The organism is Mycolicibacterium sp. P4_G11, from assembly GCF_056555145.1.
In genome coordinates, this window is the sequence record NZ_JBFUJW010000001.1 from 332245 (window position 1) to 353109 (window position 20865).

General features: G+C 67.5%; 18 protein-coding genes. 13 read left to right on the top strand and 5 right to left on the bottom strand.

Annotated features, from left to right (window positions below; translation table 11 throughout):
- The first annotated feature begins 2 nt into the window (after positions 1 to 2).
- The 5 genes from coaD (at position 3) to mutM (ending at position 3516) form a co-directional block, all read left to right on the top strand.
- The gene (gene coaD / locus AC1U2B_RS01595; protein WP_133762532.1) at positions 3 to 479 is read left to right on the top strand and encodes a pantetheine-phosphate adenylyltransferase; all 477 of its coding nucleotides are present in this window, start codon (positions 3 to 5) and stop codon (positions 477 to 479) included.
- An 89-nt stretch (positions 480 to 568) separates the two neighbouring features.
- A complete protein-coding gene (gene sepIVA, locus AC1U2B_RS01600; RefSeq protein WP_043393386.1) occupies positions 569 to 1306 on the top strand; it encodes a cell division protein SepIVA in 738 nt (245 codons plus the stop codon).
- Between the two features lie 56 nt (positions 1307 to 1362).
- Entirely contained in the window at positions 1363 to 1935 is a 573-nt protein-coding gene (locus tag AC1U2B_RS01605) for a YceD family protein (protein WP_480215422.1), read from the top strand.
- Entirely contained in the window at positions 1932 to 2663 is a 732-nt protein-coding gene (gene rnc, locus AC1U2B_RS01610; RefSeq protein ID WP_480215423.1) for a ribonuclease III, read from the top strand. Before AC1U2B_RS01605 ends, rnc begins: the two co-directional genes overlap by 4 nt.
- A complete protein-coding gene (gene mutM / locus AC1U2B_RS01615; RefSeq protein WP_480215424.1) occupies positions 2656 to 3516 on the top strand; it encodes a bifunctional DNA-formamidopyrimidine glycosylase/DNA-(apurinic or apyrimidinic site) lyase in 861 nt (286 codons plus the stop codon). The genes rnc and mutM overlap by 8 nt, the downstream gene beginning before the upstream one ends.
- 10 nt (positions 3517 to 3526) lie before the next feature.
- Here mutM and AC1U2B_RS01620 read toward each other — a convergent pair whose 3' ends face one another.
- From AC1U2B_RS01620 to AC1U2B_RS01635, 4 genes are all read right to left on the bottom strand, one after another.
- Entirely contained in the window at positions 3527 to 4333 is an 807-nt protein-coding gene (locus AC1U2B_RS01620; protein WP_480215425.1) for an Rv0361 family membrane protein, read from the bottom strand.
- Between the two features lie 95 nt (positions 4334 to 4428).
- Complete coding sequence (locus AC1U2B_RS01625) at positions 4429 to 5136, bottom strand: Rv0361 family membrane protein (RefSeq protein WP_480215426.1); 708 nt, start codon at positions 5134 to 5136, stop codon at positions 4429 to 4431.
- A gap of 88 nt (positions 5137 to 5224) precedes the next feature.
- Entirely contained in the window at positions 5225 to 5914 is a 690-nt protein-coding gene (locus AC1U2B_RS01630) for an Rv0361 family membrane protein (RefSeq protein WP_480215427.1), read from the bottom strand.
- 118 nt (positions 5915 to 6032) lie between these two features.
- Positions 6033 to 6593 (bottom strand): hypothetical protein, encoded by a 561-nt coding sequence (locus AC1U2B_RS01635; protein WP_480215428.1) that lies wholly within the window; start codon positions 6591 to 6593, stop codon positions 6033 to 6035.
- Positions 6594 to 6831: 238 nt separating this feature from the next.
- Between AC1U2B_RS01635 and AC1U2B_RS01640 the strand changes: the two genes are divergently transcribed.
- The 7 genes from AC1U2B_RS01640 to AC1U2B_RS01670 all read left to right on the top strand — a co-directional run bounded on the left by AC1U2B_RS01640 (position 6832) and on the right by AC1U2B_RS01670 (position 16993).
- Positions 6832 to 7239: an OsmC family protein gene (locus AC1U2B_RS01640; RefSeq protein WP_260941440.1), complete on the top strand. Its 408-nt coding sequence runs from the start codon at positions 6832 to 6834 to the stop codon at positions 7237 to 7239.
- Positions 7236 to 7514 carry an acylphosphatase gene (locus tag AC1U2B_RS01645; RefSeq protein ID WP_480215429.1) on the top strand — a complete coding sequence of 93 codons (279 nt, stop codon included), beginning with the start codon at positions 7236 to 7238 and terminating at the stop codon, positions 7512 to 7514. Before AC1U2B_RS01640 ends, AC1U2B_RS01645 begins: the two co-directional genes overlap by 4 nt.
- 51 nt (positions 7515 to 7565) lie before the next feature.
- Positions 7566 to 11150: a chromosome segregation protein SMC gene (gene smc, locus AC1U2B_RS01650; protein WP_480215430.1), complete on the top strand. Its 3585-nt coding sequence runs from the start codon at positions 7566 to 7568 to the stop codon at positions 11148 to 11150.
- Positions 11151 to 11162: 12 nt separating this feature from the next.
- Entirely contained in the window at positions 11163 to 12503 is a 1341-nt protein-coding gene (ftsY, locus tag AC1U2B_RS01655) for a signal recognition particle-docking protein FtsY (protein ID WP_480215431.1), read from the top strand.
- Between the two features lie 264 nt (positions 12504 to 12767).
- On the top strand, positions 12768 to 14087 hold the full coding sequence (locus AC1U2B_RS01660) for an ammonium transporter (protein ID WP_480215432.1): 1320 nt from the start codon (positions 12768 to 12770) through the stop codon (positions 14085 to 14087).
- Between the two features lie 60 nt (positions 14088 to 14147).
- Positions 14148 to 14486, top strand: coding sequence for a P-II family nitrogen regulator (locus AC1U2B_RS01665; RefSeq protein ID WP_020103781.1), 339 nt, complete (start codon positions 14148 to 14150; stop codon positions 14484 to 14486).
- Positions 14487 to 14503: 17 nt separating this feature from the next.
- The gene (locus AC1U2B_RS01670) at positions 14504 to 16993 is read left to right on the top strand and encodes a [protein-PII] uridylyltransferase (protein ID WP_480215433.1); all 2490 of its coding nucleotides are present in this window, start codon (positions 14504 to 14506) and stop codon (positions 16991 to 16993) included.
- A 7-nt stretch (positions 16994 to 17000) separates the two neighbouring features.
- On the opposite strand, the gene AC1U2B_RS01675 is transcribed toward AC1U2B_RS01670, so the two are convergent.
- The gene (locus AC1U2B_RS01675) at positions 17001 to 19139 is read right to left on the bottom strand and encodes a molybdopterin-dependent oxidoreductase (protein ID WP_480215736.1); all 2139 of its coding nucleotides are present in this window, start codon (positions 19137 to 19139) and stop codon (positions 17001 to 17003) included.
- A gap of 144 nt (positions 19140 to 19283) precedes the next feature.
- Between AC1U2B_RS01675 and ffh the strand changes: the two genes are divergently transcribed.
- Entirely contained in the window at positions 19284 to 20861 is a 1578-nt protein-coding gene (gene ffh, locus AC1U2B_RS01680) for a signal recognition particle protein (protein ID WP_043393425.1), read from the top strand.
- Positions 20862 to 20865: the final 4 nt, after the last annotated feature.

Below are 20865 nucleotides of genomic sequence, written 5' to 3' on the forward strand. Positions count from 1 at the left end.
CTATGAGTGGTGCGGTCTGCCCGGGATCCTTCGATCCGATAACCCTTGGTCACCTCGACGTCTTCGAGCGGGCGGCGGCCCAGTTCGACGAGGTCGTGGTGGCGGTGCTGGTGAACCCCAACAAGAAGGGGATGTTCACCGCCGAGGAGCGCATCGCGATGATCACCGAGGCGACGTCGCACCTGCCGAACCTGCGGGTCGAGGCCGGGTCCGGTCTCGTCGTTGACTTCGCCCGGTCCCGTGGGCTGACGGCCATCGTCAAGGGCCTGCGCACCGGCACCGACTTCGAGTACGAGCTGCAGATGGCGCAGATGAACCGGCACGTCGCCGGCGTCGACACCTTCTTCGTGGCGACCAAGCCGCAGTTCTCGTTCGTGTCGTCGTCGTTGGCCAAGGAGGTGGCGGCCCTCGGCGGTGACGTCACCGACCTGCTCCCGGCGGTGGTGAACAAGAGGCTGCAGGCAAAGCTCGCCGGATAGTTCTGCGCGACACACCGACCGGCAAAGCGGAGTCACACGAGTAACAACAGGCACACTGGTAACAACAACTACGCCTGGAGGGTGTTGCCGTGTACCGAGTATTTGAGGCGCTGGACGAGCTCGGCGCGATCGTGGAAGAGGCACGCGGAGTGCCGATGACCGCAGGCTGCATGGTGCCGCGGGGTGATGTCCTGGAACTTCTCGACGACATCAAGGACGCGATTCCAGGCGAACTGGACGATGCCCAGGACGTCTTGGACGCCCGCGACGGGATGCTGCGCGAGGCCAAGCAGCACGCCGACTCGATGGTGTCGTCGGCCACGGCCGAGGCGGATTCGCTGGTCAACCACGCCCGTTCCGAGGCGGACCGGCTATTGGCCGATGCCAAGGCGCAGGCCGATCGCATGGTCGCCGAGGCGCGTGCGCACAGCGAGCGCATGGTCGGTGAGGCCCGCGAAGAGGCCAACCGGATCGCCAGCACCGCCAAGCGTGAGTACGAGGCCAGCACCAACCGGGCAAAAGCCGAGGTCGACCGGCTCCTGGAAAGCGGCAACATCTCCTACGAGAAGGCCGTGCAGGAGGGCATCAAGGAGCAGCAGCGCCTGGTGTCGGAGACCGAGGTGGTCCAGACCGCCCACGCCGAGGCCACCCGCATGGTCGATTCCGCGCACGCCGAGGCCGACCGCCTGCGGGGCGAATGCGACATCTACGTCGACAACAAGCTCGCCGAGTTCGAGGAGCACCTCCAGGGCACCCTGCGTTCGGTCAGCCGGGGCCGGCACCAGCTGCGTACCGCGGCCGGCACCCACGACTACGCCCAGCGCTGAATCGACTTGCCGGAAGGGCGTCGGGTCGGTGACCGGCGCCGACGTAGGATTGACGAATGTCTCGTCCCGGTCTGCTGATCATTGACATTGCGCGATTGGGCCGTCGGCCCGGGTCGATGATCACGCATGTCGAAACTGTGCCCAGCCCCGCGCGCATCGGCCTGGATCTGATGGCGATCGCGCCCGGCGCGCCGATCGACCTCGACCTGCTACTGCAGTCGGTGTCCGAAGGTGTGCTGGTGACGGGGTCGGTGTCCGCGCCGACCACCGGCGAGTGCTCGCGGTGCCTCAACCCGTTGACCGGGGACGTCACCGTCGACCTCACCGAGCTGTTTGCCTATCCCGACAGCACGACCGAGGCCACCACCGAGGATGACGAGGTCGGCCACGTCATCGACGACACCGTCGACATCGAGCAGTCGATCATCGACGAGGTCGGGCTGACGTTGCCGTTCGCGCCGCTGTGCACCCCGGACTGTCCGGGCCTGTGCCCGGACTGTGGGGTGCGCCTACTCGATGCCGAGCCGGATCATCATCACGACAAGATCGATCCGCGGTGGGCGAAGTTGTCGGCCATGCTGTCGGACAACCCGGGGGCCGACGGCATTGCGCCGGAGGAACATACGTGACGGTAGATCGTGCGCCGCTCCTGGCAGCGCTGGGCGTGCCATTGCCCGACGATCTGCTGACTGTGGCCCTGACCCATCGCAGCTACGCGTACGAAGCCGGTGGTCTGCCGACCAACGAACGGCTGGAGTTCCTGGGCGACGCCGTGCTCGGGTTGGTGATCACCGCCGAGATCTTCCGGCGCTACCCGGACCGCAGCGAAGGCGAGTTGGCCAAACTCAAATCGGCGGTCGTCAACACTCAGGCGTTGGCGGAGATCGCGCGCAGTCTGCCGCCCGACGGGCTGGGTAGCTACCTGCTGCTGGGGCGCGGCGAGATGGCCAGTGGCGGCGCGCAGAAGGCCAACCTGCTGGCCGACGGACTCGAATCACTGCTGGGTGCAACGTATGTCGCGCACGGGCACGAGGTGGCCCAAACCGTGGTGATGGGACTGTTCAGCGCTGCGCTCGATACCGCGGCCAGCCTGGGCGCGGGTCTGGACTGGAAAACCAGCCTGCAGGAACTGTCCGCGGCCCGCCGGATCGGTGTCCCGTCGTACCTGGTGACGTCCACCGGCCCGGAGCACGACAAAGAGTTCACCGCGCGCGCGGTGGTCAACGGCGTCGACTACGGCGAAGGCGTTGGGCGCACCAAGAAGGAAGCCGAACAGCATGCTGCTGCGGCGGCGTACCAGGCGCTGGAGGCCAGTCCCGCAGTCGGCCCTGACGCTGACGCTGTCAGCAATGCCTGAGCTCCCCGAAGTCGAGGTCGTCCGCCGTGGCCTCGAATCGCATGTGGTGGCAAAGGGTTTCACCACCGTACGGGTGCTGCATCCGCGCGCGGTGCGGCGACACGACAACGGTCCCGCGGACCTGGCCGGCCGGCTGGCCGGTCGCCGGATCACCGGCACGGGCCGCCGCGGAAAGTACCTGTGGCTGACCCTCGACGGTGACGAGGCACTGGTGGTGCACCTGGGCATGAGCGGCCAGATGCTGATCGGGCCACCCGCTCGGCCGTCGCACCTGCGCATCGCGGCAGTGCTCGATGACGGCACTGAACTGAGTTTCGTCGACCAACGGACTTTCGGCGGTTGGCAGGTCTGCGACCTGGTCGAGGTGGACGGCAGCGTCGTGCCTGTGCCGGTGGCGCATATCGCCCGCGATCCGCTGGATCCCGAATTCGATCCGGAGTCCGTGGTGAAGATATTGCGGCGCAAGGATTCTGAGATCAAGCGCCAGCTGCTGGATCAAACGGTGGTGTCCGGCGTCGGCAATATCTACGCCGACGAATCGCTGTGGCGGGCGCAGGTCAACGGCTTCCGGCCGGCATCGGCGTTGTCCAGGCGTCAGCTCGGGGAACTCCTTGCGCACGCCGCCGATGTGATGAATTCCGCTCTGGCGCAAGGCGGTACGTCATTCGACTCGCTGTACGTCAATGTCAACGGCGAGTCCGGATACTTCGACCGTTCACTGGACGCCTACGGCCAGGAGGGGGAGCCGTGCCGCCGGKGCGGCACGGCGATCCGGCGGGAGAAGTTCATGAACCGCTCGTCGTACTACTGCCCGAAATGCCAACCGCGGCCACGCATTCCGCGTCGGGTCTGACCACCCGGGGCTACTTCAGCCCGGGGATGCCCTTGAACTTCGGCGAATCGGTCATGCAGAACCTCCACTCGCCGCCTTCTTTGCGGAGCGGAACGCTCGTGACCCCGGAGGCCGAGTTGACGCTCACCGTCGCCCGATCTCCGTTGACGCTGATATCGGTGATCTCGGCGCGTTTGGTCGAACCGGGGCCGGCGTCGGTGCTGCTGCCCTTGCCGAACTTGCCCGCGATCGAGGGCACCTTGTCATACAGCTTCACGTCATTGGCGCAGGAGTGCGCTTTGAAATCGTCGAAGGTCTCGATCTGCGCCGTCATGAGGTCGCGGATCTGTTCCTCGTCCGACGCCGGTCCGGCGATCGTAACCCCGCCACCGCTGGACGCCGAGTCAGAGCCGGAGCCCGAGCGCGACGTCACCAGGGCGAAGACGACCCCGATCACGAGGACGACGGCGAATATCCCCGCACCGATGAGCGCGAACTTGCGGGTGTTGTTGGGCGGAGTCGGCGGCGGGAATCCGGGCTGGCCCGGGAAACCGGGCCCCATCGGGAAACCCGGTGTCTGCCCGTAGGTCGGCTGCCCATAAACCGGCTGCCCGTACGCCGGCTGCCCGTAGGTGGGTTGGCCGTAGGTGGGTTGGCCATATTCAGGTTGGCCGTACGTGGGCTGCCCGTAGGCGGGTTGGCCGTAAGCCGGCTGCCCGTAAGCGGGTTGGCCGTAGGCGGGCTGACCGTACGCAGGCTGGCCATATCCCTCGGGCGGCTGCTGCTGCGGCTGCCAGGGCTGAGCGCCCGGATCTGAGCCGGACGGGGGATAGGTCATGTCTGCGCGCTCCCTGTGAACTGTGCTTGGTGTCCAACGTAACACCGGCTCGACTGCCCGAAATGCCAACCGCGGGCGGGCAAGTCACAGGTCGATCACTTCATGCCGGGCAGGTTCTGTAGCTGCTTCAGTTGCGGTGAGTCGGTGAAGCAGATCTTCCAGTCGCCGCTTTCTTTACGGAAGTACAGCGTGCCGGAACGCTCCAGGCCGGTGCTCGACGTCGCGGTGACTTCTGCGGTGGCGGTATCGCCAGTCACATTGACACTGTCGACGGTGGCTTTGCCCTTGGCTCCCGTCGGATTGGTGCCCGTGCTGTCGGCGATGCCGGGGAACTTGCTGAAGAACTTCTGGTCGTTGGCGCAGGCCCGTTCTTTGATCGCCGACGGTCCCGAGCTCATCAGGCTGCGAATCTGGTCCTCGTCGGAGTTGCCGCCCAGGGCGCTGAGCCCACCGCCGGAGTTCGAGACCAGCACCACGGCCACCACGATGCCGACGACGATGATGGCGGCCAGGCCACCGATCAGCGCCCATTTCGGGCCGTTGGATTTGGGTTGCGGCGCGCCGGGGAAGCCGGGTCCCGTCGGATATCCCGGCGGCTGGCCGTACCCGGGCTGCCCGTAGGCCGGTTGGCCGTACGTGGGTTGTCCGTAGGCGGGCTGGCCGTACGTGGGTTGTCCGTAGGCGGGCTGGGGTTGGCCGTATCCCGGCTGGCCGTAGCCGCTCGGCGGGAACCCGGGTGCAGGCTGCTGCGGCTGCTGCCACGGCTGACCGCCTGGCTGCGGCCCGAGCGGGGGATAGGTCATGTCTGGTCGCTCCCTGTGAACTGTGCTTGCAATCCAAGTTAACACCGTTGGGCCGCCTACCACCGGAAACGCCGGTCAGCCTCGGGCGTTACTTCATCCCGGGGAGCTGCTGCAGCTTCTTCATCTCCGGCGAGTCGGTGAGGCAGTACTTCCACCCATCGCCTTCCTTGCGGAAGTAGATGGTGGTGGTTGCCTCTTTGCCGCTTTCCGCGTGCGTGGTGACGTTCACGGTGGCGCGGTCACCCGTCACATCGACGCTGTTGACAGTGACCTTCACCTTGGGGCCGACTGGGGCTTTCTTGCCATCGCCGCCGCCGGGAAACTTGCTGAAGAATTTGTTGTCGGCCTCGCACCGGTGGTCCTTCAACGACGTCGGGTCGCTCATCAGGCTGCGAATCTGGTCCTCGTCGGAGTTGCCGCCCAACGCGCTCAGCCCGCCACCGGAATCCGAGGTCCACAGCACCACGCCGAGCACGATGCCGATGACCGCGAGCAATGCCAGCCCGCCGATCAGCAGCTTCTTGTTGTTGTTCGGCGTGGGTGCGCCCGGATAGCCGGGTCCCGGGGGAAACCCCGGTGCTTGCCCGCAGCCGGGTCCCATTGGATAGCCAGGAGGCTGCCCGTAACCGGGTGCCTGTCCGTAACCAGGTGCCGGGCCATAGCCGGCTGGTTGCCCATAGCCCGGTGCCTGTCCATACCCGGGCGGCGGGAATCCGGGTTGCTGCGGCGGCTGCCACGGCTGGGCCCCCGGCCCAGGGTTGGAGGGTGGATAGGTCATGGTCTGGTCGCTCCTTGTGAAGTGGTGCGTGACGTCGAAGTTGGCGCCATACGTCGGCTAGCGCAGGAGGGTCGGTCGACCTCAGGCGGGCGGGGCGGTGGCAAGCAGCGCCGTCGGCTCAGCGGGTGCCGGGCAGATTCTTGAACACCGGGTTGTCGGTGGAGCAGAACTTCCACTCGCCGCCTTCTTTACGCAGCCAGATCGCAACCTGCGACGACGAGGGGGGTTTCACCGTGGCCCGGTCGCCGGTGACGGTGATGTCGAGACCGTTGAGGCTCTCCGGGTCGCCTGCGACCTTCGGCACCGGCATGGTGCCGAATGCGTTGCCGCCCGCCTGCCCGAAGAACTTGCGGTCGTTGGCGCACGAGATCGAGGCGATGTCGCCCCCACCGAAAGTGGCCAGAAACTGGCGAATCTCATCCTCGTCGGAGCCGTCGCCACTCGACGCTCCAGGCTTTTCGGCCTCGTCGGTCGAACCTGTGCTGCCCGCTCCGCCCTTGCGCTTACTTCCGGGCTCACTGCTCGCGGAGGTCGATTTGTCGTCATCCGAGGAAGTGCCCAACGCGTAGAGCCCCACGACGCCGAGGACCAGTACCAGCACCACCGCGCCGACGATGAGAAGCCACTTGCCCGGGCCGCCGGAGCTCGGCGGTGTGGCACCGGGATACCCGTAAGGCATCGGCTGACCGGGTACCGGACCGTATCCAGGCGGGCCGTATCCGGGATAGCCAGGAACAACCGGTTGGCCGGCGCCGTACGGACCCTGCTGTGGGTACCCGGGCGGGCCTGGGTATGGACCTTGAGGTGGGTACGTCATCTGAGCTCTCCCCCCGAGAGTCGTGCGTGAATGCCGAGTTTACCTGGGGCCCAGCAGGGTTCCCGCAGAACATTGCGCGTCGGCGCGGTACAAATGAGCCATGACGGAACTGTGGGTCGAACGGACCGGGGTGCGCCGCTACAGCGGGCACAGCTCGCGAGGAGCAGAGGTCCTCGTCGGATCCGAGGATGTCGACGGCGTCTTCACTCCCGGTGAACTGCTCAAGATCGCGTTGGCGGCCTGCAGCGGGATGAGCAGCGATGCGCCGCTGCGTACCCGACTCGGCGACGACTACCAGACCACCATCCGGGTGTCGGGACCGCCGGACCGGGAGAACGAGGTCTACCCGCTGCTGCAGGAGTCCATGGAACTCGATCTCTCCAGCCTGTCCGAGGACGAGATCAAGCGACTCAAGATCGTCGTCGAGCGGGCCATCGACAAGGTCTGCACCGTCGGCCGCACGCTCAAGGCGGGGACCGAGGTCACCTTCGAGTTCGCCGACAAGTGACCGAAACAGTCCGGCTGTCGGCCTGGGTGCACGGCCAGGTGCAGGGGGTCGGGTTCCGGTGGTGGACCCGGGCCCGGGCGCTGGAGCTGGGTCTCACCGGCTACGCCAGTAACAAGCCGGATGGCCGCGTGCACGTCGTGGCGCAGGGTTCGCGCGCCGACTGCGAACAGCTGCTGGCCCTCCTGCGCGGCGGCACCACCCCGGGCACGGTGACGACCGTCGTTGACGATTGGGCCGCGGTTGGCGACCCGATCGAGGGTTTTTCCGAGAGATAGAAGCCCAGGGGTCCCCTGCATTTAACCGGCTCGACGGTAGGGTTTCACCCCATGCATCTGAAGAGTCTGACGCTGAAGGGCTTCAAGTCCTTCGCGTCGCCGACGACTCTTCGCTTCGAACCCGGCATCACCTGTGTGGTGGGGCCGAACGGTTCGGGCAAGTCGAACGTCGTCGACGCCCTGACCTGGGTGATGGGCGAGCAGGGCGCCAAAACCCTGCGCGGCGGCAAGATGGAAGACGTCATCTTTGCCGGCACCTCGACGCGGGCCCCACTGGGCCGGGCCGAGGTGACCCTGACCATCGACAACTCGGACAACGCGCTGCCGATCGAATACGCCGAGGTGTCGATCACCCGCCGCGTGTTCCGCGACGGTGCCAGTGAGTACGAGATCAACGGCAGCAGTTGCCGGCTCATGGACGTGCAGGAACTGCTGTCCGACTCCGGCATCGGCCGCGAAATGCACGTCATCGTCGGCCAGGGCAAGCTCTCGGAGATTCTGGAGTCGCGTCCCGAGGATCGTCGCGCCTTCATCGAGGAAGCCGCCGGCGTGCTCAAGCACCGGCGCCGCAAGGAAAAAGCGGTCCGCAAGCTCGACGCCATGCAGGCCAACCTGGCCCGCCTCACCGACCTGACCACCGAACTGCGTCGTCAGCTCAAACCGTTGGGCCGGCAAGCCGAGATGGCCCGCCGTGCGCAGACCATCCAGGCCGATCTGCGTGACGCCCGGCTGCGGCTGGCCGCCGACGACCTGGTGACCCGGCAGGCCGAGTTCGACGACACCAACCAGACCGAGACCGCGCTGCGTCGCGAGCACGGCGAGGTGACCGAGCGTCTGGAAGCGGCCGCCGCGGAACTGGCCGGACACGAAGCCGCGGTGTCGGGTTTGTCCGGTCGGGCCGAAGCTGCCCAGCAGACCTGGTTCCGGTTGTCCGCGCTGGCCGAACGGGTCAGCGCCACAGTGCGTATCGCCACCGAGCGGACCAATCTGCTGGACTCGGATCTGGAGGTGTCGACCGGGCCGGACCCGGACGCGCTGGACGCCGAGGCCGAAGCCGTCGCCGAGCACGAAGAACAACTGCTCGCCGAACTTGCCGAATCGCGGACCCGGCTGGAGGCCGCCCGTGGCGCGCTGGCCGAATGCGAACGCGCCGCGGCCGACGCGGAGCGGGCCCAGATGGCCGCGGCCCGAGCCGAGGCGGACCGTCGTGAAGGACTGGCCCGGCTTTCCGGTCAGGTCGACAACATGCGCACCCGGATCGAATCGATCGACGAGGGCGCGGCCCGGCTGACCGGCAGCATCGAGGAGGCGGCCGCCCGCGCGCAACAGACGTGGGCCGAGTTCGAAACCGTGCAGGGGCAGGTCGGTGAGCTGGACGCCGGCGAAGTCGGTCTGGACGAGCATCACCACCGCACCACGACCGCGCTGCGTCAGGCCGACGAACGGGTCGACGAACTGCAGGCCGCCGAGCGGGCCGCAGAACGGCAAGTGGCTTCGCTGCGGGCCCGGATAGAGGCGCTGTCTGTCACGCTGGATCTCAAAGACGGCTCGGCATGGCTGCAGGAAAACCATGATGGCGCAGGGCTTTTCGGTTCGATTGCGGAACTGCTGCGGGTGCGGTCGGGGCATGAGACGGCAATCGCCGCGGTGTTGGGCGCCGCCGCCGACGCGCTGGCGGCCGAGAGTTTCGAGGCGGCCCGGTCCGCGGTCGACGCGCTGAAGAAAGGCGACGGCGGCCGGGCGGCCATCGTGCTGGGCGACTGGCCCGGCGAAACCGCTTCGCCGCGTGGAGAATTGCCGTCCGGCGCGCAGTGGGCGCTGGATCTGGTCGAGGTACCGAAGCGGCTGACGGGCGCGATGACCGCCATGCTGGCCAGGGTCGTTGTGGTCGGTGAGCTGCAGGCCGCACTGGACCTGGTGGCGGCACGTCCGGAGTTGCAGGCGGTCACCGCCGACGGCGACCTCGTGGGCGCCGGCTGGATCAGCGGCGGATCCGATCGCAAACCCAGCGCGCTGGAGATCACCGCGGAGATCGACAAGGCCCAGTCCGCGTTGATCGACGCGGAGCGCCAGACCGTCGAATACGCTGCCGCACTGTCGGGCGCCCTCGCGGAACAGTCGTCCCGGCGGGATTCGGTCGAACATGCGCTGGCGGCGTTGCACGAATCCGACGCCGCCATCTCGGCGATCTACGAACAGCTGGGTCGGTTGGGTCACGTGGCCCGGACTGCTGACGCGGAATGGCAGCAGCTGACGCGGCAGCGCGACGAGCTGGAGGCCGGGCGCGGCCGCACGCTGGCCGAGCTGGCCGAACTGGAAGACCGCTTCCACAATGCCCAGCAGGAGCCGATGTTCGACGTCGAGCACGTCGACCGGAGCGAGACGACGGCGGCCGCCGAAGAGGCGCGAGCAGTCGAGGTCGAGGCCCGCCTGACGGTGCGTACCGCCGAGGAACGGGCGAACGCCGTTCGCGGACGAGCGGATTCGTTGCGCCGGGCCGCGGCCGCCGAGCGGGAGGCCCGGGTGCGGGCGGCTCGAGCCCGCGAAGCTCGGGAGAATGCGGCGAAGGTCGCGGCCGCGGTCGCCGAATCCGGCCGGCTGGTGGCCGAAAAGCTGGCTGCCACAGTGACTCTCGCGGCGCGTGAGCGCGACGAACTGGCGACCGAGCGGGCTCAGCGCTCGGAAGGATTGACGCGGGTCCGGGCAGAAGTGTCCGAACTCAGCGCCCGGGCCGGTGCCCTGACTGAGTCGCTGCATCGCGACGAGGTCGCGAAAGCGCAAGCGGCCCTTCGCATCGAGCAACTCGAGCAACAGGCGCTGGAGCAGTTCGGTATGGCGGTGGCCGATCTGGTCGCCGAGTACGGACCGGACGTGCCGCTGCCGCCGACCGAACTCGAGATGGCCGAATACGAGCAGGCCAAGGAACGCGGCGAGCAGGTCACCGCGCCCGCCCCGATGGCGTTCGACCGGCCCACCCAGGAGCGGCGCGCGAAGAAGGCCGAGAAGGAACTTGCCGAGCTGGGCCGGGTGAATCCCTTGGCGCTGGAGGAGTTCGCGGCGCTCGAGGAGCGCTACAACTTCCTGTCCACCCAGCTGGAGGACGTCAAGGGCGCCCGCAAGGACCTGATGGACGTCATCGCCGACGTCGACGAGCGCATCCTGCGGGTGTTCACGGAGGCCTACGCCGATGTGGAGGCGGAGTTCTCCCAGGTGTTCTCCACGCTCTTCCCCGGCGGCGAGGGCCGGCTGCTGCTGACCAACCCTGGTGACATGCTCACCACGGGCATCGAGGTCGAGGCCCGGCCGCCGGGCAAGAAGGTCAAGCGGTTGTCACTGCTGTCCGGTGGCGAGAAGTCGCTGACCGCGGTGGCGATGCTGGTGGCGATCTTCCGCGCTCGTCCGTCGCCCTTCTATGTCATGGACGAGGTCGAGGCCGCACTGGACGACGTGAACCTGCGCCGGCTGATCAGCCTGTTCGAACAGCTGCGGGAGAAGTCGCAGCTGATCGTCATCACGCACCAGAAGCCGACCATGGAGGTCGCCGACGCGCTGTACGGCGTCACCATGCAGGGCGACGGCATCACGCAGGTGATCTCGCAGCGCATGCGCGGCCAGGAGCTGGTCTCAAGCACCTGACACAATGTTCGCGTGTCGGAAGGTCTCTGGATCGCGATAGCGGTCGTCGCAGTTCTCGTTGTCACCGCCCTCGTCGTCGGATTCGTCCGCTACCGGCGCAGCCGCATCTCGCTGTCCGCGCCGGAGGAGACGCCCAAGCTGGATCGCTCCGGCGGCTACACGGCGTCGTCGGGCATCACGTTCAGCAGTTCAGACACCGCGGAGAAGCTACCGACCGTCGGCGACGACGCTGAGATCCCGCGTGACTCGCGCAAACGCACCATCGCCGATGTCCAGCTGCCCGAGCCCGAAGTCGTGGCCGAGCCGGCACCCGACGTCGTGGTGGCACCTGAGCCGACCGCGGCCCCGGAACCTGAGGTAGCGCCGGAGCCGGAAGCCGAGGCAGCGCCCGAGCCGGAGCCGGCACCCGAGGCCGCCCCGCGCGACGAGATCGCCCCCACCGCAGGCCGGTTGGAGCGGCTGCGCGGCCGCCTGGCCAAGTCGCAGACCACCCTGGGCCGCAGCATGCTGGGCCTGCTGGGCGGCGGTGACCTGGATGAGGACGCCTGGGAGTCCATCGAAGACACCCTGCTGATCGCCGATCTGGGTCCGGTCACCACCGCGTCGGTCGTCACCGCGCTGCGCAGCCGGATGGCCGAGGCCAACGTGCGCACCGAGGCCGATGTCCGAGCGGTACTGCGTGAGGTGTTGATCAACGAACTGCGGACCGACCTGGACCGGTCGATCAAGGCGCTGCCGCACGCCGACAAGCCGTCGGTGCTGCTGGTGGTCGGGGTCAACGGAGCCGGCAAGACCACGACCGTCGGCAAGCTGGCCCGCGTGCTGGTCGCCGACGGCCGCCGCGTCGTGCTGGGCGCGGCTGACACCTTCCGCGCCGCGGCCGCCGATCAGTTGCAGAGCTGGGGCTCCCGTGTCGGTGCCGAAACCGTGCGCGGACCCGAGGGCGCGGACCCGGCCTCCGTGGCGTTCGACGCCGTCGACAAGGGCGTCGCAGCGGGGGCTGACGTCGTCGTGGTCGACACGGCGGGCCGGCTGCACACCAAGACCGGCTTGATGGACGAGCTGGGCAAGGTCAAGCGCGTCGTCGAGAAGCGCGCCAAGGTCGACGAGGTGCTGCTGGTGCTCGACGCCACCATCGGCCAGAACAGCCTGCCGCAGGCCCGCGTCTTCGCCGAGGTGGTCGACATCACCGGCGTGGTGCTCACGAAGCTCGATGGCACCGCCAAGGGTGGCATCGTGTTCCGGGTGCAGCAGGAGCTCGGGGTGCCGGTCAAACTCGTCGGCCTCGGCGAGGGGCCGGACGACTTGGCGCCCTTCGAGCCGGCCGCCTTCGTCGACGCCCTCCTGGGGTAACCGACCTTCCGTGAGAGGACGCAAATGTCCCCGACACCTCGGCGTGTCGGGGACATTTTCTGGGGGTACCACCCGCTTGCGGGGGACTGCTCACAAGGTAGGCGTCGCGTGACGAAGAGGGCATTAACCGCACCGAAACGTAACTGGTCGATCCGTTCACACATGCGAAACGCCCGCGCGCCGTCGGCGAAACAACCGATGCGCAAAGTTCTGGCCTAGGTCATTGGCATCTGCCCGTGACATGGGTTAAGGAGGAAGCGGCCAGTGGATGGATTCCCGATCTTGGGCACGCCGGACACCGGTGACACAGCATGGATGCTGGTGAGCTCAGCGCTAGTGCTGCTGATGACACCGGGTCTGGCGTTCTTCTACGGCGGCATGGTGCGCCGTAAGGGCGTGCTCAACATGATCATGATGAGCGTCAGTGCCATGGGTGTCGTCACCGTGTTGTGGGTGCTGTTCGGCTACTCGATGGCATTCGGCAATGACAAATGGAGCATCGTCGGTGATCCCTCGCAGTACTGGGGACTCAAGGGCCTGATCGGCGGCAACTCGCTGGTTTCGCACCTGCCCGCGGGAACCACTGCGGCAGTGCAGATTCCGCTCGCCGGGACCATCCCGCAGTTGGTGTTCGTGGCGTTCCAGTTGATGTTCGCCATCATCACCGTCGCACTGATCTCGGGTGCCGTCGCTGACCGCCTCAAGTTCGGCGGCTGGCTGGTGTTCGCGGGGCTGTGGGCGACGTTCGTCTACTTCCCGGTCGCGCACTGGGTGTTCGCCTTCGACGGCATCACCGCCACGCACGGTGGCTGGATCGCCAACCACCTCAAGGCAATCGACTTCGCCGGTGGTACCGCGGTGCACATCAACTCCGGTACCGCGGGCCTGGTGCTGGCCATCATCCTCGGCAAGCGCGCCGGGTGGCCCACCGCTCCGATGCGGCCGCACAACCTGCCGTTCGTCATGCTCGGCGCCGGCCTGCTGTGGTTCGGCTGGTACGGCTTCAACGCCGGCTCGGCACTGACCTCTGACGGCGTCGCCGCGTCGACGTTCATCACCACCACCGTGGCGACCGCGGCCGCGATGCTGTTCTGGCTGCTGACGGAAAAGATTCGTGACGGTCACGCCACCTCCCTGGGTGCGGCGTCGGGCATCGTGGCCGGCCTGGTGGCCATCACCCCGTCCTGCTCGTCGGTCAACGTCATCGGTGCGCTGGCGATCGGTGCGGGCGCCGGTGTGGTCTGTGCTCTGGCGGTCGGCCTGAAGTTCAAGTTCGGCTTCGACGACGCGCTCGACGTTGTGGGCGTGCACCTCGTCGGTGGTCTGTTCGGCACCCTGATGGTCGGCCTGGTGGCCACCAAGGAGGCTCCGGCGGCTGTCGCGGGTCTGTTCTACGGCGGCGGGTTCGACCAGCTTTGGCGTCAGGCTGTCGGTGCGTTCGCGGTGCTTGGCTACTCGGCGATCGTTACCGCTATCTTGGCCTTGATCGTCAAGTACACCATCGGCCTGCGCCTCGACCGCGAGGATGAGGCCACGGGAATCGACGAGGCCGAACACGCGGAAACCGCTTATGAATTCGCGTGATCGGGAAGGATTTACGGTGACATCCACGGGTTTCGCGGTTATTTGGAAGGAATTGATCAAATGAAGTTGATCACGGCGATCGTCAAGCCGTTCACGCTCGAAGACGTCAAGACCGGCTTGGAGCAGATGGGCATCCTCGGGATGACCGTCAGCGAGGTGCAGGGCTACGGGCGGCAGAAGGGCCACACCGAGGTCTATCGCGGCGCTGAGTACTCAGTGGACTTCGTGCCCAAGGTTCGGGTCGAGGTCATCGTCGACGACGCATCGGTGGACAAGGTCGTGGATGTCATCGTGCAGGCCGCGCGGACCGGCAAGATCGGTGACGGCAAGGTGTGGGTCACCTCCGTCGAAACCGTCGTGCGAGTCCGTACGGGTGAACGGGGCAGCGACGCCATCTGACGGCGGCTGACCACCAGATGACCATGCAGACACCAGATTCCGCTGCCGGGGCCGACGATACTTCGGTTTCGCACGCTTCGGCAGCGGGATCACCCCGTCCGGCGAGCGACCTCAGCGCTGCCGTCGAGCAATTGCTGGCCGGCGGCGCGCGCCGTCTCGATTCGGCAGCGCTGCGCGAGGCACTGGTTGACCTGTACGAATTCTGGCTTGCCGCAAAGGCAACCGAGATCGGCATCACCGAGACCAGTGGATTCGCCATCGTGGCGACCGGTGGTCTCGGCCGGCGGGAGATGCTGCCGTACTCGGACCTGGATTTGATGCTCTTGCACGACGATCTACCGCAGGCCCTCGTGACCGAGGTCGCCGAGGCGCTGTGGTACCCGCTGTGGGACGCCAACATTCACCTCGACCACAGCGTCCGGACCGTGCCGCAGGCACTCAAGACCGCGGCCGGTGACGTCTCTGCGGGACTGGCCATGCTCGATGCGCGGCACATCGCCGGTGATTCCGATCTGGCGTCCCTGTTGGTCGGCGGTGCCCGGCGGCAGTGGCGGACCGGGATCGCGTCCCGTTTCACCGAATTGATCGAGCATGCGGCGGCGCGGTGGGAACGTTCCGGTCAGATCGCGCACCGCGCCGAACCGGATCTGAAGAACGGCCGTGGCGGCCTGCGTGATGTGCAGCTGCTCAACGCGCTGGCCATGGCGCAATTGGCCGATGTCTACCCGAGTCCTTCGGTGGCCTCGCCGATCGGCACCTTGGGGGACGCCCACCTCGCGCTGCTCAACGTCCGCACCGAGCTCCATCGCGTCTCGCACAAGGGCCGCGAGATGGTGCTCGCCCAGTACGCCGACGAGGTCGGCGCCGCGCTGGGCATCGGCGACCGCTTCGATCTGGCGCGGATGATCAGCGACGCCGCACGCACCATCAGCTTCTACGTGGACGCCGGCGTGCGTACCGCGGGGAATGCCCTGCCGCGCAGGGGCTTTGCCGCACTCAAGCGACCGGTACGGCGACCGCTGGACGAAGGCGTACTGGAATTCGGCGGCGAGGTCATCCTGGCCCGGGACGCCAAGCCGCAGCGTGACCCGGGCCTGATTCTGCGAGTGGCCGCGGCTGCCGCCACCAACGGACTGCCCATCGCGGCGTCGACGCTGGCGCGGCTGGTCGAATCGGCACCCGAGCTGCGGGCACCGTGGCCGAAAGAAGCGCTCAACGACCTGCTCGTGATGCTGGCGGCCGGGCCGGGTGCGGTGGCCACCGTGGAGGCACTCGACCGGACCGGATTGTGGGGCCGGCTGTTCCCCGAGTGGGGCGCGATCCGTGACCTCCCGCCACGTGACGTCGTGCACATCTGGACCGTCGACCGCCACTTGATCGAAACCGTCTCCCGGGCAAGTGCTTTCACCACCCGGGTGGACAGGCCCGATCTGCTGGTGCTGGGCGCGCTGCTGCACGACATCGGCAAGGGCCGAGGCGGCGATCACAGCGTGATCGGCGCTGAACTGGCCAACCAGATCGGCATCCGGCTGGGCCTGTGGCCCGGCGATATCGAGGTGCTGGTCAAGATGGTGCGCTATCACCTGCTGCTGCCGGAGACCGCAACGCGTCGAGACCTGCAGGACCCCAACACCATTGCCGCGGTGGTCGACGCGCTCGGCGGCGATCCGCTGCTACTGGAACTGCTGCACGCGCTGGCTGAGGCGGATTCACTGGCCACCGGTCCCGGCGTGTGGGGCGACTGGAAGGCTTCCTTGATCGGCGATCTGGTCCGGCGGTGCCGGTTGGTGCTGGCGGGGGAGGACCTGCCGCATCCCGATCCCATTGATCCGCAACTGCTTTCGCGTGCCGACCCGAGCGGTGTCCACGTGGAGCTCGCCGCGGCGGACAGTGCGCACCTGTTCAACGTCACGATGCTCGCTCCGGACCGGCGTGGCCTGCTGTCGAAGGCGGCCGGAGTGCTGGCCCTGCATTCGCTGCGGGTCCATTCGGCGTCGGTCAACAGCCACGAGGGGCTGGCGATCAACACCTTCGTGGTCTCACCGCATTTCGGCTCGCCGCCGGCTGCGGAACTGCTGCGTCAGCAGTTCATCCTGGCGCTCGACGGTGAACTGGACGTGATCGCCGCGCTGGAGCAGCGCGACGCGGAAACACCGGTCCTGACCCGGCGGGCCGGTGAGATTCCGGCAGCCGTGCCGGGTTATCACACGATCGCGCCACCCCGCGTGCGGTGGTTCGCCGGATCGTCGGCCGGCGAACTGGTCGTACAGATTCGCAGCGCCGACCGGCCCGGTCTGCTCGCCCGCCTGGCCGCCGTCGTCGAGCGCAAGGGCGTGGACGTCTCCTGGGCCAAGGTGACGACGCTGGGCGCGACCGTCGTCGACGCCTTCGGTCTGATGGTTCCCGAGGCCTTCACGGCCGCCGAGGCCAGGACTGCGTTCGAACAGGATCTGTACGCAGTGCTGCCTGCCCCGCCACCGGTCAAGCCCGCAACAGCCGCCAGCTGACACCAGGTCAGCCGGCGCTGACCGTCACCCAGGTGTTGTTGACGGCCGCCGTCCCGGTGAATGGGTCCACCAACGCCGGATCGTGCAAGTCGTTCACGTTGGCGCCGGGCAGGTTATTGGCATGGTGCCAGCCGGTGTTCGTGTGTCCCCAGCCGTGCGGCACCGCCACGGTGCCCGGCCGGATATCGTCGCTGATGTCGAGCGGCACTTCGATCTGTCCTGTCGCTGAGGTGACCCGGACGAGGTCGCCTTGGGCGAGCCGGCGCGCATCAGCATCGGAGGGATGCATCAGCACCGTGCACTTGTTGGAGCCACCGGTCATCGACGGCAGATTGTGCAGCCAGGAGTTGTTGCTGCGCAGTTGGCGCCGTCCGATGAGCTGCAGATCGTGGCCGGAGTTGTCGGTATTGTCCGGCGCCTTGTCGAGTAGTTGGACGGCGGCGGCGACGAACTCCGCGGGCGCCAGGGCGACCTTGCGGTCGCGGGTGGCGATCACCGCGCGTAGCCGCGGTTGCAGTGGGCCGAGGTCCAGGCCGCCGGCGCTGGAGCGCAGATCGTCGATGGTCTTTCCCTTGCGGCCCTTGCGGATTCGGCCGTAGGGTCCGGTTGCCAGCGCCACCGCGGCCATCCGCATCGGGTTGGCGAACTCGATCAGCGGGGTGCGCAGCGGCGCGGTGAGCTGCCGCAGCGGAGCCGGGAGCAGTTCCATGGTCAGACGACTGAGGATTTCCCAGTCCTCCAGGGCGCCGGCGGGTGGGTCGAAGGTCCGGTGTTGATAGCGAATGTTGTTGCGCACGCTGAAGATCGTGGTCAGCAACCCGACGTCTTCGCGCTCGAGCGGTGACACCGGCGGCAGGATGAAGTCCGCGTGCCGGGTGGTCTCGGTCACGTACATGTCCACTGCCACATACAGATCCAGCGACGCCAGGGCCTCGCCTAGCCGGCCCTTCTGTGGGACGGAGGACGCCGGGTTGCCGGCATAGGTGATCATCGCGCGGATCTGGCCGTCCCCAGGGGTGAGGATTTCGTCGGCCATCGCGACGGCGGGCAACTCGGCGCGGAAGGACTGGTAGCGGCCGGACCGGTCGGTCCACGCCCCGTGTCCCACCGGGACGTACTTGGCCAGCCGTGGCAGGTCCGCGATCGGCGTGGAGAACATGGTTCCGCCCGCGCGGTCCAGGTTGCCGGTGACCGTGTTGAGCACCATGACCAGCCAGCTCACCAGGGTTCCGGTCTGCTGCTGGCAGATCCCGATCCGGGCGTAGATGGCTGCCGATTCCGCGGCCGCATGCTCGCGGGCCAGGGTGCGGATCACCTCCGCGTCCACCCCGGCACGCTGTGCGACGGCCTCCGGGCCGGCATCGGCGACCAGTGCCTTCAGCTCGTGCCATCCCGTCGCAATCTCATCGAGAGCGGCTGTATCGCAAAGGTTTTCATTGATCAGTACGTGCAGCATGCCCAGCAGCAGGTACGCGTCGCCGCCGGGGCGTACCGACACATGCTGGTCGGCCATCTGGGCGGTCTCGGTCCGGCGGGGGTCGATGACGACGACCTTGCCTCCGCGCTCGCGGATCGCTTTGATGCGGCGTTTGGCGCCCGGCATGATCGACAGCGAACCGTTCGACACCGCGGGGTTGGCGCCGAGGATCACCAGTCGCTGGGTGCGGTCGATATCGGTGATCGGGACCAGGACGTTGGAGCCGAAGACCCGCCACGCGGCATATTCGTGGGGCATCTGGTCGAGCGTGGACGCCGAGAAGAAGTTCGGTGTCAGCAGGGCCGCCCGCAACATCAGCCCGTAGAACGCGCCCGAACTGTGCGCTGCCGGGTTACCCAGGTACATCCCCACCGATCGGGCCCCGTGCTCCTTGCGGATGCGGCGCAGTCGGTCCCCGATCTCGGTGAACGCCTCGTCCCAACTGACCGGCTCGAAGCTGTCGCCGACCCGCCGCATCGGGGTGCGCAGCCGGTCGGGGTCGTGATGCAGGGCGCCCATGGCGGTGGCCTTGGGGCAGATGTAGCCCTTCGAGAAGACGTCGTCTGGGTTGCCCTCGATGCGGCTGACCTTGCCATCGGTCACCGTGACGTGGATTCCGCAGTGCGCCTCACACAGCGTGCACTGGCTGAGGTGCTTCGTACCGGCCATGCCGTCAGTAGAGCTGCGCACTTCGGGCAGGGGAACGTCGATCGCAGTCATCCGGCCTCCAGGCGATATCTGGCTACGTGCGTGACCAGATTAGCGCCGACGGTCACTCCAGGCCAGAGCTGGCCGACCGCTAGGCTTAGCCACGTGTTTGAATCCCTGTCCGACCGGTTGACCGGTGCGCTGTCGGGTCTGCGCGGCAAGGGCCGGCTGACCGACGCCGATATCGACGCCACCGCCCGCGAAATCCGTCTGGCCCTGCTCGAGGCCGACGTGTCGCTTGCGGTCACGCGCGAATTCATCGGCCGGATCAAGGAACGCGCCAAGGGCGCTGAAGTCTCCGGTGCGCTGAACCCGGCTCAGCAGGTCGTCAAGATCGTCAACGAGGAGCTCGTCGGCATCCTCGGTGGTGAGACGCGTCAGCTGGCATTCGCCAAGACCCCGCCGACCGTCATCATGCTGGCCGGTCTGCAGGGTTCCGGTAAGACCACCCTCGCCGGCAAGCTGTCGAAATGGCTTGCCGAGCAAGGGCATACCCCGCTGCTGGTGGCCTGCGACCTGCAACGCCCCGGCGCGGTCAACCAGCTGCAGATCGTCGGTGAGCGGGCGGGCGTCAGCGTCTTCGCCCCGCATCCGGGAGTCTCGCCCGACGGGGTGAGCATCGACCAGATGACCACCGGCGACCCGGTGTCGGTTGCCGCCGCGGGTCTGGCCGAGGCCAAGGCCAAGCACTTCGACGTCGTGATCGTCGACACCGCCGGCCGCCTCGGTATCGACGAGGAGCTGATGGCCCAGGCCGCCGCGATCCGCGACGCCGTCAAGCCTGACGAGACCCTGTTCGTCCTCGACGCGATGATCGGTCAGGACGCCGTCACCACCGCGAACGCCTTCCGCGAGGGCGTCGGCTTCACCGGTGTCGTGCTGACCAAGCTGGACGGCGACGCCCGTGGTGGTGCCGCGCTGTCCGTGCGTGAGGTCACCGGCGCGCCGATCCTGTTCGCCTCCGCCGGCGAGAAACTCGAAGACTTCGACGTCTTCCACCCCGACCGCATGGCCTCGCGCATCCTCGGTATGGGTGACGTGCTCACCCTCATCGAGCAGGCCGAGCAGGTCTTCGACCAGAAGAAGGCCGAAGAGGCCGCCGCCAAGATCGGTTCGGGTGAGCTCACGCTCGAGGACTTCCTCGAGCAGATGCTGATGATCCGCAAGATGGGTCCCATCGGAAACCTGCTGGGCATGCTGCCCGGTGCCGGCCAGATGAAGGAAGCCCTGGCAGCTGTCGACGACAGCCACCTGGACCGGATCCAGGCGATCATCCGCGGCATGACCCCCGGCGAGCGGTCCGACCCGAAGATCATCAACGCCTCACGGCGACTGCGTATCGCGAACGGCTCCGGTGTCACCGTGGCCGAGGTCAACCAGCTGGTCGACCGCTTCTTCGAGGCCCGCAAGATGATGTCGCAGATGGCCGGCCAGATGGGAATGCCGTTCGGCCGCAAGAACACTCGTAAGGTCGCCAAGGGCAAGAACAAGCAGGCGGGCAAGGGCAAGAAGGGCGGTCGCGGGCCGACGGCGCCGAAGGCGGCGGCCAACCCGTTCGGCCTGGACCCGAGCGCGCTGCCGGGCGGTTTCCCGGATCTGTCGAACATGCCGCAGGGGCTGAACGAGTTGCCGCCGGGGCTTGCCGATTTCGATCTGTCGCAGCTGAAGTTCCCGAAGAAGTAGTCCG